The sequence below is a fragment of the Sphingobacterium allocomposti genome (genome assembly GCF_008124885.1).
GTDB classification, from domain to species: Bacteria; Bacteroidota; Bacteroidia; order Sphingobacteriales; family Sphingobacteriaceae; genus Sphingobacterium; species Sphingobacterium allocomposti.
In genome coordinates this window covers 150,811-168,624 of record NZ_VNHX01000007.1, presented here as the reverse complement: position 1 = coordinate 168,624, position 17,814 = coordinate 150,811, and the positions used below count along the sequence as shown (strand labels likewise).

The following is a 17,814-nucleotide window of genomic DNA, read 5'->3' as shown; positions in this document are numbered from 1 at the left end:
AAGCCTACATTAAGATACGAAAAAAGGAGCAGAAAACTGCTGTTTTCCACTCCTTTTTTTAGCCTTTTTTCTAAGGGGACTTTTTCAGTGCCCTTCTCAAATGAGACGGTTTTTTTATTCCCACAAAAGTCGTCCGCTGCAGTCGCCGGCGCTTAAAAATACGTCTGTAGCTCTTGTAGATCGGTGATCATGTACTTCACGTCTGCGGGCTGCTCGAGGCCGATGGAGTTAAAAAATATAGCATCGATGCCCACGTTTTGCGCGCCGCGTATGTCGGCATCTAAGTTGTCCCCAATCATGACCGAACGCTCGCACTGTGCGTATCCATTTTTTAACGCATAGTGAAAGATATCCGGATGAGGTTTGTTGACACCGATATTTTCAGAAATGACGATTGTCTGGAAATAGGAGGCAAGTTTGCTATGGCAGAGTTTTTTTTCGCAGGCTTCTTTAAAGCCGTTAGAGATCAGGTGCAGCCGATATTTGCCCTTTAGGTAAGCTAACGTTTCGTGTGCATTGGGAAACAGATTCGTTTTGGTGGGACATATCCGCAGATAGTCCTCCTCAAACGACCATGGAAAAAGTTCTGGATCCAAGCCAAGCGCAAGGAAAGTGTCTTCGAAACGTGCTTTTCGAAGTGTCGGTTTGTCGATTTTGCCGTGATGATATAAATCCCAAAGCCGATGGTTGTTGTAGGTATATGTTTCTATAAACGCATCCGAACTTTTGGAGCCGGTCAGTTCGTCGAAGGCGTATTTATAGTACAGCTCGTGCAGTGTCTCACGTGCGTTCCTGTCGAAATCCCAGATGGTATGATCTAAATCGAAAAAGATATCTTTCTTTTCAAAAAACATATGCAAAGGTAGGCAAATCGTTTTCAGAAACAAAAGTAAGGGGCCGGCAGGGGGGATCTTTTACTATCAGGGGACAGCTCGATTCTTCGTATTAGTGTCAAAAAGTGTCCGCTATTTCCTTTCGGCCCCGTAAATGGTTATTTTTGTGCATATATTGATATTTCTTATATGAAGAGAGCCCTCGTATTATTTTATTTTTTGGTGTTTTACGCGGTGATGCAGCTTCTCTGGTGGGGTTATCTGTTGGTGAGCTATGAGCCCGAGAGAAAGGGGATGATCATCGGCGAAGGGATATTCTTCTTACTGATTTTTATATGGGGCGCCATGCGTCTCAAAAAGCTCTTTAGCAGGGAGCATAAATTACAGCAGCAGCAGCAGAACTTTTTGTTGGCGGTGACACATGAACTGAAATCGCCGCTGGCGTCGGTAAAACTATATATTCAGACCATTCTGAAGCGGGATCTGGAACGTGAGCAGCAGAAGATGTTTCTGGCGAACTCGTTGAAGGATATTGAGCGGCTGGACGATTTAGTTGAAAACGTTCTCTTGACCACGAAGCTGGAAAGTCGTAGCTTTAACTTGCCTAAAGAAAATTTTAACTTTACGGACGTGGTCAACAGCGTGGTGGACCGCCTGCAAAAAAACGTCTGCAGCTCGCAGATCATTAAGAGTGACCTTGAGCAGGACGTTGTAATTCACGCAGACAAGTTCGCGATTACGAATGTCGTGAACAACCTGATTGAAAATGCCATCAAGTATTCGCCGCCCTGTGCCAACGTTCTTGTGACCTTAAAGAAAAAGGACGAGGGCAGGTTAGTGTTTTCGGTAGCCGACCATGGGCAGGGAATTCCTGATGATGAGAAGAAGAACGTATTTAATAAGTTTTACAGGGTCGGGAATGAATCGACACGTAAAACTAAAGGCACAGGTTTGGGGTTGTATATCGTGAAGACCGTATTGCAAAAACATAATGCCTCGATAAGGGTTAAAGATAACACTCCCTCGGGGAGTATTTTTGAAGTAACATTTGAAAACTATGCAAGCTAAACAGCGTATACTTTTGGTGGAAGACGAAGAACATCTGTTAGAAGCCATCAAATTAAACTTGGAACTGGAAGGATACCGCGTAACAACGGCGACTGACGGCAAGAAAGCCTTGAGGATCTTCAAAGAAGAACGTTTCAATCTGGTCATTTTAGACGTCATGATTCCTGAAATAGACGGCTTTCAGGTTGCGGAGACCATCCGTTTGCAGAACACGGAAGTGCCTATTATGTTCCTCACCGCCAAAAATAGCAGCGAAGACCGGATTACAGGCCTCAAGAAGGGTGCAGATGATTATCTCGTCAAGCCGTTCAATCTGGAGGAGCTGATTCTACGTGTCGGCAACCTGATCCGCCGCGGTCTGAAGCCCGACGACTTAAAAGAGTTCAACTCGTATACTATTGGAGATAAGACCATCTATTTCAACTCCTATGAGCTGCATCATGCTGATGGAACGATAACATCGTTGACGAAGAAGGAAACCATGCTGCTTAAACTGTTGATCGAACGGAAGAACGAGGCCGTTTCCCGCGAACAGATCTTGGAGACGGTATGGAACTACGATGTATATCCGTCGACAAGGACGATAGACAACTTCATTTTGACATTCCGAAAGTACTTTGAGCCCGACCAGAAACATCCTGTTTATTTCCATTCGATACGCGGTGTAGGCTATAAGTTTACGGATACACCTACCGCTTAACGAACTGATGAATACAAAATCCAGAATGATTATCATCGCCATTGCGGTGGCTTTTCTTCTTTATGCCATTTACGCGGGACATTACAATTTTGTCGTTTATATCCTCGGAGGAATCGGTTACCTCGTGTGGAGCCATTTTCGGGAAGGCACAGTTTTTCTGGCGACTCAGGCGTTCCACAAACAGGACTATGCCAAGGCAAAGTCGCTGCTGGACGAGATAAAAGATCCAAATAAGCTGCGTAAAGGACGGAGAAACTACTACGAGTTTATGTTGGGAAATATAGCGTTAAAAGAAGATAAAATCGACGAAGCCGAGTTCCATTTTCAGCTCGCTTCCCGTTTACCATGGAAGCGGGATACCGAGAAGGGATTCGTTCTGATTAATCTTGCAAATATTAACCTGCGGAAACGTAACTTCGACCGCGTGCCGGCCTATCTGGAGCTGGCGCGGAAGCTAAAGCTGACCGAAAGGCAGAGAGGAATTGTTGAAAAAATAGAAATAGAATTAAATAAACAGAGCTAAGTGGAGAGAACTTTACAGAACGATTTATTAATCAGGGCTGCTTTGTCGCAGCCAACAGAACGCCCCCCCGTATGGATGATGCGTCAGGCGGGCCGCTTTATGCCGCAGTATTGGGAAATAAAGAATAAGTACAGCTTTTTGGAGATGTGCAAAACGCCGGAAATCGCTGCCGACGTAACCATGCTGCCTGTTGATCTTCTGGATGTGGATGCAGCAATCTTATTTTCGGATATTTTGGTAACCGCGGAAGCTATGGGAGGCGACTTGTCCTTCGAGCAAGGCGTGGGACCACGTTTCAGCAATCCCGTGCGTTCGGCAGCGGATGCCGCAGTCCTGCGTGTCGATTGTTTGGACAAGCTTGAATATGTTGCGGATGCCATCCGTGTCATACAGGATCGCTTAAACGGACGTGTTCCGCTTATAGGTTTTGCCGGTGCGCCATTTACCATTCTAAGCTATTTGGTGGAAGGAGGCTCTTCTAAAGACTTTAAACGCACCAAGCTCTTGTTAAACAACGAACCGGAGCTGGCCCACACGATTTTGCAGAAAATTGCCGACGTAACCGTCAGCTACCTTAACATGCAGATCGACGCGGGGGTAAACGCAATCCAGCTGTTTGACAGCTGGGCATTGGCATTATCGTGGAACGACTACCGCGATTTTTCGCACGCCTATAATAAGTACATATTGTCGAATATTAAACGTTCTGTACCCGTAATATCGTTCTGCAAAGGCTCTTCGGTATTTGCTCCGTTGATGGCCGAAGCGGCACCTGATGTTATCTCGGTCGACTGGAATGCGGACCTGAAAAATATAAAACATATATTGCCCGATGGAATTGCCGTTCAGGGGAATCTAGATCCTTTTGTGTTGTATGCGGATAAACCGGTCATCAGAGAGAAAATTCTTCAGCTGTTCGAACGGATGCGTGGCGAAGCTGGTTTTATATTTAATCTTGGACACGGTATTATGCCGGACATTCCTTTTGACAATGTGAAATATGCCATAGAGGTCGTGAAAGAATTTAAATATTAACGGTATCAGGTTATAGGGAGCTACATGTTGCCTATAACCTGCAATCAGATCTGCACATGCTATATCTATACGCAAAGTCGCTACATATTATTTTTATGGTCTGCTGGATGGCCGGTCTATTTTATATGCCGCGTCTGTTTATCTACCATACTGAAGCGAAGCAGAAGTCTGATGTTGAATACCGGATCCTTCACGCACAGTTTACCGTCATGGAGCGGCGGTTATGGTGGGTTATTACAACCCCCGCAATGTATATCACTATCGCATCTGCGCTGACAATGCTGTACCTGTCTCCCGCGCTCTTACAGCAGGGGTGGATGCAGATGAAGCTTCTTTTTGTCGCCGGATTAATTTTTTATCATTTCAAAAGCCAGCAGCTTATGCATCGGCTTGCAGCCGGCAGCTGTACGTGGACATCGTCCCGCCTCCGGATGTGGAATGAAGTTTCTACCATTATTCTTTTTGCTATCGTGTTTTTGGTTATCTTGCGGTCGGCCGTCAGCTGGATCTATGGCGTTCTGGGACTGGTTGGTCTCGCCATGCTCTTGATGGTCCTTATTAGGCTTTACAAGCTATATCGAAAGTCAAAAGGAGAAAATACAGATTAAAATTAAAATCGAAATGAAAAAGATAGTTTTATTGCTCATGTTGGCCGCTACGGTTACGATCGTGAAATCGCAGGACCACGCATGGGCCTTCGGTTTTTACGGCGATGTCAAGCTCGAGTCGCCTGCATACAATGGCACCTTCGGTATTCAGGGGAAATACGACTTTGCCACCCGCTCTGCGGTGCAGGCCCAGGTATATGGCCGGAACGGACTCGTGGCGGTAGGAGCGGATTATCTCTTTTCGATCCTCGACAAAACCAAGAGCAATTTTAACGTGTTCCTAGGCGCGGGTCTCAGTCAGGATTTTTATCGGTACGACAGCGTACTCGAAAACACGGTTGTAATGCCCGAGGAGAGGGAAAACTACACGGTAGCCAATGCGCAGGCCGGTGTCAGCTATTATTTCCCGACGGTAAACCTGTCTGTATATGCAGGATACAAAGCAAAATACCACTTCGAGTGGGAAGACGTCGATCCGAACTTCCTGATGCTGGGTGTCCGGTACCATTTGTGGTAACGGGCAGCTAGGCCTATTCGCCGTAGCACAGATATTTGACCTCTAAGTACTCCTCCAATCCATAGGAGGAGCCTTCGCGACCGATGCCCGATTGTTTCACGCCCCCGAAGGGCGCAGAAGCGTTGGATACCATTCCCGTATTGATACCGACCATTCCGGACTCTATTTTCTCGGCTACACGCTGGCAGCGGAAGATATCATTCGAATAAAAGTAGGCGGCTAAGCCAAATGGAGTATCGTTAGCAAGGTCTATCGCTTCCTCTTCTGTGCGGAAGCGGAACAAGGCACATATTGGCCCAAACGTCTCTTCAGACGCGATCAGGGCGTCATGGGGAACGTCCGTAAGCACCGTAGGCTGGAAAAACAGGCCGTCCAGCCGTTCGCCGCCCATACGTATGTTGGCGCCTCTTTGCCGTGCGTCTGCGACATGCTCCTCCACTTTTTTGAGCCCCGCTGAATTGATTAAAGGGCCTACCTGTACATCCTTCCGCATGCCGTCTCCAACGTTGAGTTTCTTTACGGCTTCGCTGAGTTTTTCGGCGAAGCGGTCGTACACCGGCTCCTGTACATAAAATCGATTGACGGCCACGCAGGTTTGTCCGGCATTGCGGAACTTGCCGGCAACAGCCCCCTGAACAGCCTTGTCGATGTCGGCGTCGTCGAACACTATAAACGGTGCGTTCCCTCCGAGCTCCATCGATACACGCTTGATTGTGCCCGCCGCCTGCGCCATGAGCGTACTTCCCACGCTCGTGGAGCCTGTAAAGGAAATCTTACGGATCGCCGGGTTGGTTGCCAGCTCTTTTCCGATGCCCTGACTGTCCTTGGACGTTACGACGTTGAAAACGCCTTTTGGTATGCCCGCTTCAGCGCTGAGCTTGGCTAATGCGATAGCAGAGAACGGCGTCTGTGAAGCCGGCTTTAGGACGACGGTGCATCCGGCAACCAGCGCCGGAGCTACCTTGCGTGTGATCATTGCCAGCGGGAAGTTCCAAGGGGTTATTGCTGCAACGACGCCGACTCCCTGTTTGATTGTCGCGAGGCGTGTGCCTGACTTCAGGGCAGGTATCGTCTCGCCGTACATTCGTTTCCCCTCTTCTGCAAACCACTCCATAAACGAATTCGCATATTCCACTTCAACCAGTGATTCGGTGTACGGTTTTCCGCACTCTTTCGTCATGATTTCCGCTAGATCCGCTGCATGTTGATTGATCAGCTCGAAAAGCCGGCGTACCAGCTGGCAACGTTTTCCGACAGGCGTCTCCTGCCACCCGTGCCATGCCGTGTGGGCTGCTTCAATAGCTTTCTGGCAATCGGCTACACCAAGGTCCGGAACGGATCCAAGAACCTTCAACGTAGCGGGGTTGACTACTTCGAACATCTTGTTCTTTTCGACAAATTTTCCGTTTATATATGCTTTTTCTAGGAATAGTGGGTTGTTCATAACGATCTTTTTTACAGGGATAAACACCTCACAGGTGGAAAAGGTTCGTAATAATATGATGCTGTTACTTATCGAAGAGCCAGGCACTAACGGGGGATACCGAAAGTCTCAGGGATATCCCCGATATATTTACGCGCGGGAAGCTTGAGCAGGAAGGCCATCCGGCAGGGATGGCCTTCGTATGTATGCCTAGTGTCCTTTCAGAATCGAGTGGCCCATGCGATCCCGCTTGGTCTTGAGGTAACGCTCGTTGTACGGGTTGGGGGTGATCTCAATGGGCACGTTTTCCACCACTTCTAGTCCGTATCCCACAAGGCCCGCCCGCTTTGTAGGATTATTCGACATCAACCGCATTTTGCTAACGCCCATGTGGCGTAAAATCTGGGCGCCGACGCCGTAATCGCGGAGGTCTGCTTTGAATCCCAGCTGAAGGTTCGCGTCAACGGTGTCGACACCTTGCTCTTGCAGGCGGTAGGCATGCAGCTTATTGATCAGGCCGATGCCACGGCCCTCTTGGTTCATGTAGACGACTATTCCTTTGCCTTCTTCTTGAATCATCTGCATGGACTTGTGCAGCTGCGGTCCGCAGTCGCAACGGCAGGAGCCGAATATATCGCCCGTGATACACGAACTATGCACGCGGACCAACACGGGTTCGTCTTCATTCCACTCGCCCTTGTATAGCGCCAGGTGCTGCTCGCCCGTGTTCTTCTGTGTGAATGCTTTTAATTTGAAGTCGCCCCATTCTGTCGGCATGTTAACCGTTTCTTCCTCCTGGATAAGCGAGTCGTGTTTCAGCCGGTATTCGATCAGATCTTCGATACTGATTATTTTAAGGTCGAAACGCTTAGCCACCTCCATTAAGTCGGGGAGGCGGGCCATTTCGCCATCTTCTTTCAATATTTCTACCAGTACGCCGGCGGGTTCGAATCCTGCCAGGCGGGCCAGGTCGACGCTTGCCTCGGTATGGCCTGTGCGGCGTAGAACGCCGCCATCTTTTGCTATTAATGGAAAAATATGTCCTGGGCGCCCGAGCTCTTCAGGGCGGATATTGGGATCGATAAGTGCTTTGATTGTTTTGGAACGGTCAGACGCCGAGATCCCCGTCGTACATCCATATCCCTGTAAATCTACAGAAACCGTAAAATTTGTTTCATAAACCGCGGTGTTTTGTCCAACCATAAGGTCGAGCTTTAACTCGGCACACCGCTCCTGCGTCAGCGGGGCACATACCAGCCCCCGTCCGTGGGTGGCCATGAAGTTGATCACTTCAGGCGTAGCATTACGGGCTGCCGTAACGAAATCGCCTTCGTTTTCCCGATCTTCATCATCGACAACAATGATGACTTTTCCAGCCTTGATGTCCTCAATGGCTTCCTCGATCGTGTTTAATTTTATATCCATTTTTTGTGTTAGTCTTTCTGTGCAAAGGTAGATTTCTTAACGCTGTTTTGTATAATCAACTTGTCAAAAATAGAGCAGTTGTTATTTCGCTTTCCTTCCCAGCTTGTCCTTAATCCACTTCAATGCCGCTTCTGCTTTGATCTTGTATTGGTCGGCATCGAACAGAGCTGAGTCCGTGGTCGACTTGTAGGTAAGAAAGATAGCCAGCGGCGTCAGGACAATGACGGCCATCCACATCCCGATAAGCGGGTCCATACTACCATCCTTGGCTGCTTTTTCTGCCATCGTCGAGATAATATGGTATATTAAAAAGAAGATGATGGCTACAACGACGGGTAGCCCGAGGCCGCCTTTTCTGATGATTGCGCCAAGAGGGGCCCCGATGGCGAACAACAGCAGACAGGATACAGCGAGGGTAAATTTACGGTGGAATTCAATGTGGTAACGGATGTCTTTATCGACGTATGTCCTGAACTCGGGATCTTTCATCTCGAAGATGTTGTTTAGCTGCTGGGCTTGACCAAGCGCATTGCTTATTATTGATCTTCTTTGATCTGCGGGAACATAATCCTGTAGGAAATCATTAAATCCTTTAATAGGAGCTGGCTTTACCTTCGGATCGCGGTAATAGCTCGATAGGTAGCTGACATAGTTTTTGGTTTCCATGAAGACGATTCTCGAAACGCTGTCCATTTGCAGGCGGTTTGAATCCGTATACAGCTTAAGTTGTTTAAGATTCAACATGGAGTGGTGCGTTTTAAACAGGCTTTCGTCTGTTCTTTTCATTTGGAAGGCTTCCATATCAAACTTCTGTTCGGTTTCTTTGAACCGGAACCGCGTAAATTGCTGGCGTGGGTCGTAGCGTTTCGCATTTTTTGCACGGGATTCTTCGTAACGGACGCCATCTTTCAGACGAAGGATCATATAGTTATTGTCCGCGGAGTTCTGCATGAAACCTTCTTTCGCCAGAAGAACGTTGCTGGCCGAATTTCCGGAACGGTGATCATAGATCATGAGATCGTAGAGAATCGTGCCGTCTTCACTTTTGCTTCGGGCGCGGATAGAATAACCCGGAATACTGTTGTTGAAAATACCTGGCTTAATTAAAAAATCAGCCTTTTTATTCCGCACATCCCATAGCAGGGAGCCCATTTTCAGGTTGACGACCGGCAGGATGTAGTCGGAAAACAAGAAAGATCCACCAGCGAAAAGCGCGACAAGAAAAATCAGTGGCGTCATCGCTTTCCGTAGGGAGTAGCCAGCTGCTTTTATGGCCACCAGTTCGTAGCTTTCTCCGAGGTTGCCGAAAGTCATGATGGAAGAAAGCAGCATAGAGAGGGGGAGTGCCATCGATAGCTGAACCGCGCACTGATAGCCAATCAGCTCCATCAATACATACCACTCGAAGCCCTTTCCGATAAGATCGTCGATATACTTAAATAAAAACAGCATCAAAAGGACAAACATCACGATACAAAAACATACCATGAATGGTCTAATGAATGCCTGTAAAATTAATAAGTGTATCTTCTTCATGCCGCCACCAGATTTCCTGCTGCTATTCCGCTACAAAGATACGATTTTTTGTACCAATCAAGTCGTTTTTATGCGCCGATTACGCTCTGTAGATAACCGATAGAGTTGTCCCAGATTTTCTTTCTGTCTTCGAGGTTGTCGGGCTTTACGAAATCGGTTATGGACAAGGCTACGTCGTTGGTAAGCTCGTCCTGCAGAATCTCAATTTCAAAATAGTACGGGTCGTCATCGAGCCACTTGAACTTTACCGACTTGTTCTCCTTGCTTGATATCAGTTTTGCGCGATTAGATTCGTCATCCCAGATAAATTCGTAGACACCGTCCTTGTAGTTGACGTCGTCTGCAAACCATTGTGACAAGGCATTGGGTTCTTGGATAAATGGAAATAAAATTCGAGGCGATGAGTTTATGATATATTCTAGATGAATTTCTACTTTTTGTTCCATATAGTTTGTTTTGGTTAAAACTAACGACGTTCCCGTTCGTCGTAATAATACAATTTTATTTTGTGAATCAAAATAGAAAGCCGAATTATTTTGTCGTGCTTCGGGGAAGAAATTATCGCGTTAAGAATGAGCTTATTGTATCGCTGGCTGCGAAAAAAGTGTAGAAAGCAATTTTTTTTCCTTTGCATATCCCGACTATTTGCTATATTTGCAACACAAAAATCGGCGGGGTAGCTCAGATGGTTAGAGCGCAGGATTCATAACCCTGAGGTCGGCAGTTCGATCCTGCTCCCCGCTACTAAAGGAGACACCACATACGGGTTGTCTCCTTTTTTGTGCGCCTAAAAAATAGCGTGCGTCAGCTGATACAACAAAGAATTTTTTTTAACAAATATGCAGTTCGACGAAGCGCATTTTAAATCGCCATGGCATAAACGATCGATAAAATTGGCTGTTGTTACGAGAGATGCTGCCAATGTAGCTAACACGAAAAAACACGATGCATTTTGACATGTGCCCAAACTATTTGTTATCTTCGAGCATCTTGAAAGAATAACATGAATTTCGCAAGCGAACTGTACAGCCGGCTGGAAGACCTCAACCTATGGGAAAAGACCATCGTTGTGGAAAGAAATGGATATCTCACGGCGTACGGCTCGGTGGAGAGAAGCCTGTACTACGTCGTATCCGGCAGCTTGAAAGTCTGTATGCAGGATACCTTGGAAGAGCATATCGTTCGATTTGGGTATACTGGTGATTTTGTCACCTCGTTGGATAGTTTTATTAGTGGAAGACCCTCTGTTTTTTTAATACAAGCAATCAAAAAGACCAAAGTGAAGCAGATTTCCAGGTCTGCTTGCCTATCGTTCATTAAGCAAGACCCTGCAAACGGCCAATTGTGGCAAGACATGCTTGAACAGCTGGTGCTTCAACAATTGGAACGCGAAATGGATTTGCTTACCAGTTCGCCTAAAGATCGTTACCAACGGGTATTGCAGCGAAGTCCGGAATTGTTTCATCGGATTCCACATAAACACATTGCCTCGTATTTGAAAATGGCTCCCGAGACTTTATCTCGCCTCAAAAAATCTTGACTTCAATCAATCATTATGTGCAGGGAATACCGGAGCTTTGTCAAAAACAAACAGACATGTTATACGTTGACAAACTACTGGCCGAATTAACAGACCTTACAAAGCAACATATCCAGGAGTTACAATCATTCAAACAGTTGCCGCAAGACGTGCTGAACCGCAAGCCGGACACAGGTGGTTGGAATATATTGGAATGTGTGGAACACTTGAACCGGTACGGAGATTTTTACATCCCAGAAATAGCGTTCCGGCTCCATAATGCAAATAGTCGACCTTCGACTGTTTTCAAACCTGGGGTTCTGGGTAATTATTTTGCGAAAAGCATGTTACCTAAAGAAAAACTCAACAGAATGAAGACTTTTAAACCGATGGATCCGGCAGGCACCTCTCTGGGTGCCTCTGTGTTGGACAGATCCATCCATCAACAGGAACAGTTACTCCAACTTCTGGAAGCCTCCAAAAGGGTCGACCTCACGCAGGTCAAGACATCGATATCGATATCCAAGTGGATAAAACTGCGCTTAGGTGACACGCTTAGGGTGGTGATTTATCACAACCGGAGACATATCGTACAAGCGCTAAAGCTGGTCCCTTACGTTCCTTCTGGTACAAAGACCTCGCCCTGCCGGCTCTGAGGCTATTGGCAGAGAAACGCGCTTCGGTGTGATTTTGGCCTATGTCGCTCTTTTGTTGATCTTTTAGCTTATTGAAACGGACACATAGGTGGCCTTAAATGGCGCGGAGATCGCAAGAAAGTGAATATTGGTGAATTAAGTTAATCTTTATCTTGCTGAGTTTTGCTTTAATCAAAATTTAAAGCAGATGAAAAAGATATTGGTAATTAATGCAAGTGTGCGTAGCGCACGGTCGTATTGCAGAAAACTTACGGAACTATTTATTGCCAACTGCTCAGGCAGACACCCAAGAGACCATTTTACGTTCAGTTTGTCGGCGCTTCATATAGGTGACCAATAAAGCACAAGATCGATATAAATTATCGTTTCTTAATATACAGGTAATATTCGAGCTTTAAATTTGTGCAGTTGAATTGCATGGGATTCAATGCTTGCATAGGTTAATAGTGATAAAACCGTCGTGGTTTTCAAAAATGATGCAGCAGTATAATTAAACCATGACAGCTTCATCGCCATTGTAAAAAATAGACAGATGAAAAAAAATACCGATCTGTACGTTGATTTGTCCGAAATTGCCTTACTGGATTTAGTGAAGCGAAGCGATCAATGCGCTTTTCGTGAACTCTATAATCGGTATAGCGGCAAACTCTATGGCAATATACTGCGGATGACCAAATCTAATGACATAGCCGACGACATGTTGCAGGTAGTGTTTGTTAAAATTTGGGAAAACCGACTTTTCATTGATGCAGATCGGCCATTCAAGCCGTACATCTATCAAATAGCTCAGAATACAGTTTACGACCATTTTAGGAAAAATGCAAGAGAGCGTGTGCTTATTTCGACTGTTACGCGAGAACGGGAAGATTCAGAAGAACGTGAATCGCCAACAGAAAAATGGATCGGAGAAAAGGAAAACAATACTATACTGTGGAAAGCCGTGGAACGGCTCCCTCCTCGACGACGCGAAATTTACCGCTTGTGTAAATTAGAAGGCTACAGCTATGATCAGGTGAGTATGTTACTCGGGATATCGACGTCCACTATAAATGATCATATTGTCAAGGCGACCAAAACGTTGAAAGAGTATTTAGTTTATGCCCGTCATTATATCGCCCTCCTGTTTTTCTTGATTTTCTAAATAACATGGTGAACGTTATTGGTTTTTTCACTTCCCACTTGTTCCATCTCACACGTTTGTAGATATAGTCACTGTTAGCCTGCCCATTAAATAGGGTGCTGGCATCGCCCTCCTCAAAAAAAATGTAACCAAAGCAGATGTAAGTTTCTTTTCAGACGTAATAGGGGAAAGAAAACATAAAAGATTGGAAAAACATCCGCATTCGATCACGCTCTTGTTCCGAAAGTTCCTCCAAAACAGGTGTAGTCCAGAGGAGTTGAACCGTTTATACTATTATTTTGATATAGATGAGAATGAAAATCTCTTAAAGGAGATAATCCTAGAAGAATTGGATAGAGATCTGGATAGCGAGGAGTCACCGGCACAAGCCCAGCATCTCGCCGATCTTTTTGACCGGATAAGCGAAAAAGCACAAATTTCTGAAGAACAGCAGACATTAAAAAAACGACGGTGGTTTGGGAGAAGGGCAAGTGTTGCCGCTGCGGCAATTGTCTTTGTCACGATGTTGACCGCTATATCATATTGGCAGATAACCAATACCACGCAACCAAAAATAGCAGAAGAGTCTGTGGTCTCTTATCCGAAGCCTGGGACCGATAAAGCCATACTGACACTGTTTAATGGAAAAGAGATTATATTGACCGACGCAAAGCAAGACCAAATCCTTGCTGGATCAGGTATCACCATATCCAATAACACTGAAGGATTAGTCGTGTACCAAGTCGACCAATCCACCTTGGCTAAGGACTCGGGGGCGCAGTTAAATACGATCCGCACGCCACGAGGTGGGCAGTATCAAATTGTTTTGGCCGACGGCACCAAAGTCTGGCTGAATGCATCGTCCTCGTTAATTTTTCCAAGTCATTTTTCCGGAGACAAGCGTGGCGTCAAGTTGGAAGGCGAGGCTTATTTTGAAGTGGCGCACGATGCCGCCAAACCGTTTTTGGTGCAGACCGCGGAAAGCGAGGTGGAAGTGTTGGGGACTTCCTTCAATGTGATGGCTTATCCAGAAGAGCAAAAGAACGAGATTACTTTGTTGACAGGCTCTGTTAACGTGAAGAAGGGCAAAGAAGCCCGACGCCTAATCCCGGGGCAACAGGCTGAAATTCAGCGGAAAGAAACAGGAATTCGGGTGGGTGTCGTAGATATAGAACCTATCATCGCCTGGAAAAATGGAGTCTTTCTTTTTGACCAATCTGAACTGCCACAGGTAATGCGGCAAATAGGAAGATGGTATGATGCTGAAGTTGCTTACGAAAAAGAAATACCAGACGTGAAACTAACCGGTATGGTGTCGCGGGACGACTCATTGGCGGTGCTTCTTGATATTTTGGAGCGAGCAGGGGGGGTAAGTTTTGACGTCCAGAAGAATAAAATAATGGTTAAACAATCAAATTAAGAACTTATGTAGAATAACAAAACAGTAAACTAAAAAACCTTCCCGGCGGCAACCGAGAAGGAAGACGTTCGATCAAATCAACTGCTGCCGTTGCTAGTCAGCACATTCTTTAAAGAATTAATCAAACACGCAAATGTATGAAAGAAGTATTACATTTTAAACTCCTATGGCCTAAAACGCTAGTGGACAATGTAAAACACCGTAGATTTTTCTACTCACTCCGACGAATATTCTTCATTATGAAATTTATTGGTATTTTATTATTGCTATGTAACGTGCATCTCAGCGCGAATACCATGGCTCAACATGTTACGTTGCAAACTCGAAACAGTAGCCTTAAAGAGATTTTTAAGGAGCTACACAACCAAACAGGATATTATTTCATCTACAATGAAAATCTGGTAAAGCGCACCCCGCTAGCGGTGAACCTAAAAGATGTTCCCCTTTCTACTGCCTTGAATGATATCTCCAAAGACTTGGGATTGAGTTATACCGTGAAAGGGAAAACGATTATCCTCGAAAAGAACAGAGAGAAAAACAAGAGGGTATCCGTTAACACCCAGCAGGAAACAGTAACGATCAATGGTGTGGTATATGACACCCAGGAGCCACCGGTACCCCTAGCTGGTGTAAGCATACATGTAAAAGGAACTTCTAAAAGTGTTATAACGGATGAATCGGGGTTTTTCTCTGTAAGTGCAAAAAAAGGTGATATACTTGTTTTTTCAATGGTTGGTTTTTTTTCCAAAGAGTTCCGGGTTACGAAGAACGAGAGAAGCTTACCGGTTGCTTTGGAGAGTGATGTCGCTGCTCTGGAAGAAGTCGTCGTTGTGGGGATGAACGAACAACAGAAAAAGCACATTGCCAGTTCGTTGTCGACCCTGCCTATAGCAAGTAATGTTGCTGGGAAGCCTATCACGAACCTTTCACAGGCATTGCAGGGAGGAGTAACTGGTATTCAAGTCAACCAAGGCTCGGGTTTACCAGGAGGTGACGCCGCGACGGTGTATATTCGCGGTATAACCACATTAAATAGTGCGAACCCTCTAGTTTTGGTAGATGGGGTGCCCATGGATATGAACCATATCGATCCGGTTACCGTCGAGAGTGTTACGATACTGAAAGACGCCGCCGCAGCTTCTATCTATGGGTCGCGTGCCGCAAATGGTGTGATTGTCGTTACAACTAAGAGGGGGGTACCCGGCAAAATGCGAGTGAATTACGACGGTTATTACGGCTATCAGACACCTACAGCATTGCCCCAAACGGTAGATGCGGTCCGATATATGGAGATGGATAACGAAGCGCACGTTGCGGCGGGGAAACTTCCCCCACATACCGATCTTACTATTGAGGAGACGCGTAAGGGAACAGACCCGCTCTTGTACCCCAATACGAATTGGGTCGACCTGATGCTGGATAAGATGGCGCCGATTTCGAGCCACAGCCTTTCTGTGAGTGGCGGTAACAGCCTGGCGCGCTTCGCGGTGACAGGAAACTATATGGATCAGGGCAGTATGCTTCCGAATTCGAATCTCAAGCGCTTTAATATCCGGGCAAATACGACAGTCACCCTGGCTGACAATTTTTTGGTCAATTTAGATTTTACGGCCATCAAACGGAATCGGGAACTCGCAAATCGGGTGACATCAGGCGGTACGTTTCGCTTTTTGGAGGATTTGTATCGTGTAGCGCCGAATGTATTGCCACGCTATCCCGATCGGGACGGACGACGATTTTATGGACAGTTTGCAGATATTGTGAACCCCTTGGCTTACGCGGAAGTAGGCGGAGTACGTAAAAATGAGTACACAGAATCGCTGATCAACTTCCGCCCGAAATGGACGGTGCTTCCGGGATTAAATCTGAACGGACAGTTTAGCTTCCGGTTGAATAGCGACGCGCACCATAATGTACGCGAAAACTTCAATCACTTTAACTATTATACCGGCGTGTTGCTGCGGACATGGGGCCTGCAACGGGAGGCGAGCCAGTCTCGTTCGACCTATTATTTTGTGGGTCTGAATGCAGACTATACGCTTAACCGCGATAAGCATAGCGTGTACGGTATTTTGGGTTATTCACAGGAGCAGCGAAATCAGGGTGATTGGACCGTATATGCTTTGCGCTCGGCATATACCAAATTGAATTACTCGTACGATGATCGCTTTTTGATGGAAGGTACGGTTCGTATGGATGGATCCTCTCGCTTTGGCCCCGGCAAAAAGTATGGTTTCTTCCCCTCGGTAGCGGTAGGATGGAACTTGCACAACGAGGCGTTTTTGAACGAGTCTACCATAGTAAACAACCTAAAGCTAAGAGCCTCTTACGGTAGTCTCGGAAACGAGAACATCGACCCTTACCTTTACCAATCGTTGATCAATCCAAGCACCGCTTTGGAAGTGACTCACGGCAATCCGGATATTTCTTGGGAAAAAGTCGATATGCTAAATGTCGGGTTCGACTTGGGTTTGTTTGCATCTAATAAACTGGAGCTGACGGTCGATTTCTATGACAAGCGGACCAACGGCATGCTTTTGCAGCCACAATTACCCTTGACTGGAGGCTTCCAGGAAAAAGTGCCGGTTAATGCCGGCGAGGTACAAAATAAGGGATGGGAAGCGTCGCTAACCTACACAGAAAAGCTGGATAACGGCTTTGGTTTTTCGGTACGACCGGGTTTTACTTACAACAAGAATGAGATTTTGAGTCTTGTAGGAGGACCTTACGACGGTAGCGGCGCGGTCCGCAACCAAGTGGGTTCGAGTATCGGCAGTTTCTTTGGGTACCGAACGGATGGTTTATTGCAGGCAGACGACTTCGACGACAACGGCAACCCACTGATTCCGGTCAGAAGCCACTTGTCAGCCCCTGGTGACATTAAATACATCGATATCAATCAGGATGGACTGATTGATGAAGCTGATCAAACAATCATTGGCGATCCTATGCCCCGCATTAACTTCTTTTCCAACTTTAGGTTTGATTACAAAAATTTCGACTTGGAGTTTTTACTTCAGGGTACCGGCAGGAGTGATGCCATGCTGACGGGAATGTTTGCGCTTCCACTCGATGGGATAGCCGATGGTGGCGTGCCTACAACTTATTACGCAGATAACTATTGGACACCTGATCGAACCGATGCGCGTTTTCCACGCTTAAATAATAGCCCGGGTGATAACCGTATGGCATCCGACTTCTGGTTCCAGAATGGCGCGTACGTGCGTGTGAAGTTCATCCAGTTGGGCTACACACTACACCAACAGTTGGCCAACAGACTTAAGCTTTCTGGATTACGCGTGTTTTTGAACGCCCAAAACCCCATGACCTTCACGAGTATGAAATTAGTGGATCCCGAAAGCCGGGGCGATCAATGGAAACACAGTATCATGGCAACATATTCAGTAGGAGCAAGTATAAGATTTTAAAAA

At 46.3% G+C, this 17,814-nt stretch carries 16 protein-coding genes and 1 tRNA gene; 12 read left to right on the top strand and 5 right to left on the bottom strand.

Translation table 11 applies throughout. The features are described from left to right. Positions 1-152: 152 nt before the first annotated feature. Positions 153-854: a YjjG family noncanonical pyrimidine nucleotidase gene (locus BC792_RS07460; protein WP_148908367.1), complete on the bottom strand. Its 702-nt coding sequence runs from the start codon at positions 852-854 to the stop codon at positions 153-155. Positions 855-1,022: 168 nt separating this feature from the next. Between BC792_RS07460 and BC792_RS07455 the strand changes: the two genes are divergently transcribed. From BC792_RS07455 to BC792_RS07430, 6 genes are read left to right on the top strand one after another with little or no spacing between them, the layout of a single operon-like run. After that, positions 1,023-1,901 carry a sensor histidine kinase gene (locus BC792_RS07455; protein WP_148908366.1) on the top strand — a complete coding sequence of 293 codons (879 nt, stop codon included), beginning with the start codon at positions 1,023-1,025 and terminating at the stop codon, positions 1,899-1,901. Further along, positions 1,891-2,601: a response regulator transcription factor gene (locus BC792_RS07450; protein WP_148908365.1), complete on the top strand. Its 711-nt coding sequence runs from the start codon at positions 1,891-1,893 to the stop codon at positions 2,599-2,601. The genes BC792_RS07455 and BC792_RS07450 overlap by 11 nt, the downstream gene beginning before the upstream one ends. A gap of 7 nt (positions 2,602-2,608) precedes the next feature. After that, a complete protein-coding gene (locus BC792_RS07445) occupies positions 2,609-3,124 on the top strand; it encodes a hypothetical protein (RefSeq protein ID WP_148908364.1) in 516 nt (171 codons plus the stop codon). Then, positions 3,125-4,159 (top strand): uroporphyrinogen decarboxylase, encoded by a 1,035-nt coding sequence (gene hemE / locus BC792_RS07440; RefSeq protein WP_148908363.1) that lies wholly within the window; start codon positions 3,125-3,127, stop codon positions 4,157-4,159. It abuts the gene before it with no gap. 56 nt (positions 4,160-4,215) lie between these two features. Further along, the gene (locus BC792_RS07435) at positions 4,216-4,767 is read left to right on the top strand and encodes a CopD family protein (RefSeq protein ID WP_148908362.1); all 552 of its coding nucleotides are present in this window, start codon (positions 4,216-4,218) and stop codon (positions 4,765-4,767) included. A gap of 13 nt (positions 4,768-4,780) precedes the next feature. Beyond that, positions 4,781-5,284: a hypothetical protein gene (locus BC792_RS07430; RefSeq protein ID WP_148908361.1), complete on the top strand. Its 504-nt coding sequence runs from the start codon at positions 4,781-4,783 to the stop codon at positions 5,282-5,284. A 13-nt stretch (positions 5,285-5,297) separates the two neighbouring features. Here the strand turns inward: BC792_RS07430 and BC792_RS07425 are convergent, their stop codons facing one another. The 4 genes from BC792_RS07425 to BC792_RS07410 all read right to left on the bottom strand — a co-directional run bounded on the left by BC792_RS07425 (position 5,298) and on the right by BC792_RS07410 (position 10,114). Beyond that, positions 5,298-6,728 carry an NAD-dependent succinate-semialdehyde dehydrogenase gene (locus BC792_RS07425; RefSeq protein WP_148908360.1) on the bottom strand — a complete coding sequence of 477 codons (1,431 nt, stop codon included), beginning with the start codon at positions 6,726-6,728 and terminating at the stop codon, positions 5,298-5,300. 189 nt (positions 6,729-6,917) lie between these two features. Beyond that, a complete protein-coding gene (locus tag BC792_RS07420) occupies positions 6,918-8,132 on the bottom strand; it encodes a bifunctional 3,4-dihydroxy-2-butanone-4-phosphate synthase/GTP cyclohydrolase II (protein ID WP_148908359.1) in 1,215 nt (404 codons plus the stop codon). 81 nt (positions 8,133-8,213) lie between these two features. After that, a complete protein-coding gene (locus BC792_RS07415; RefSeq protein ID WP_148908358.1) occupies positions 8,214-9,668 on the bottom strand; it encodes an LptF/LptG family permease in 1,455 nt (484 codons plus the stop codon). Positions 9,669-9,736: 68 nt separating this feature from the next. After that, positions 9,737-10,114 carry an START-like domain-containing protein gene (locus tag BC792_RS07410; RefSeq protein WP_148908357.1) on the bottom strand — a complete coding sequence of 126 codons (378 nt, stop codon included), beginning with the start codon at positions 10,112-10,114 and terminating at the stop codon, positions 9,737-9,739. Positions 10,115-10,338: 224 nt separating this feature from the next. On the opposite strand from BC792_RS07410, the gene BC792_RS07405 reads away from it, so the two are divergent. The 6 genes from BC792_RS07405 to BC792_RS07380 all read left to right on the top strand — a co-directional run bounded on the left by BC792_RS07405 (position 10,339) and on the right by BC792_RS07380 (position 17,811). Next, positions 10,339-10,412, top strand: a tRNA-Met gene (locus BC792_RS07405). Positions 10,413-10,671: 259 nt separating this feature from the next. Continuing rightward, entirely contained in the window at positions 10,672-11,208 is a 537-nt protein-coding gene (locus BC792_RS07400) for a Crp/Fnr family transcriptional regulator (protein ID WP_148908356.1), read from the top strand. A 56-nt stretch (positions 11,209-11,264) separates the two neighbouring features. After that, entirely contained in the window at positions 11,265-11,843 is a 579-nt protein-coding gene (locus BC792_RS07395) for a DinB family protein (RefSeq protein ID WP_148908355.1), read from the top strand. 532 nt (positions 11,844-12,375) lie between these two features. Next, positions 12,376-12,984 (top strand): RNA polymerase sigma factor, encoded by a 609-nt coding sequence (locus tag BC792_RS07390; protein WP_148908354.1) that lies wholly within the window; start codon positions 12,376-12,378, stop codon positions 12,982-12,984. 184 nt (positions 12,985-13,168) lie between these two features. After that, on the top strand, positions 13,169-14,383 hold the full coding sequence (locus tag BC792_RS07385; RefSeq protein WP_148908353.1) for a FecR family protein: 1,215 nt from the start codon (positions 13,169-13,171) through the stop codon (positions 14,381-14,383). 239 nt (positions 14,384-14,622) lie between these two features. Next, the gene (locus tag BC792_RS07380) at positions 14,623-17,811 is read left to right on the top strand and encodes a TonB-dependent receptor (RefSeq protein ID WP_170249987.1); all 3,189 of its coding nucleotides are present in this window, start codon (positions 14,623-14,625) and stop codon (positions 17,809-17,811) included. The last annotated feature ends 3 nt before the right edge of the window (positions 17,812-17,814 follow it).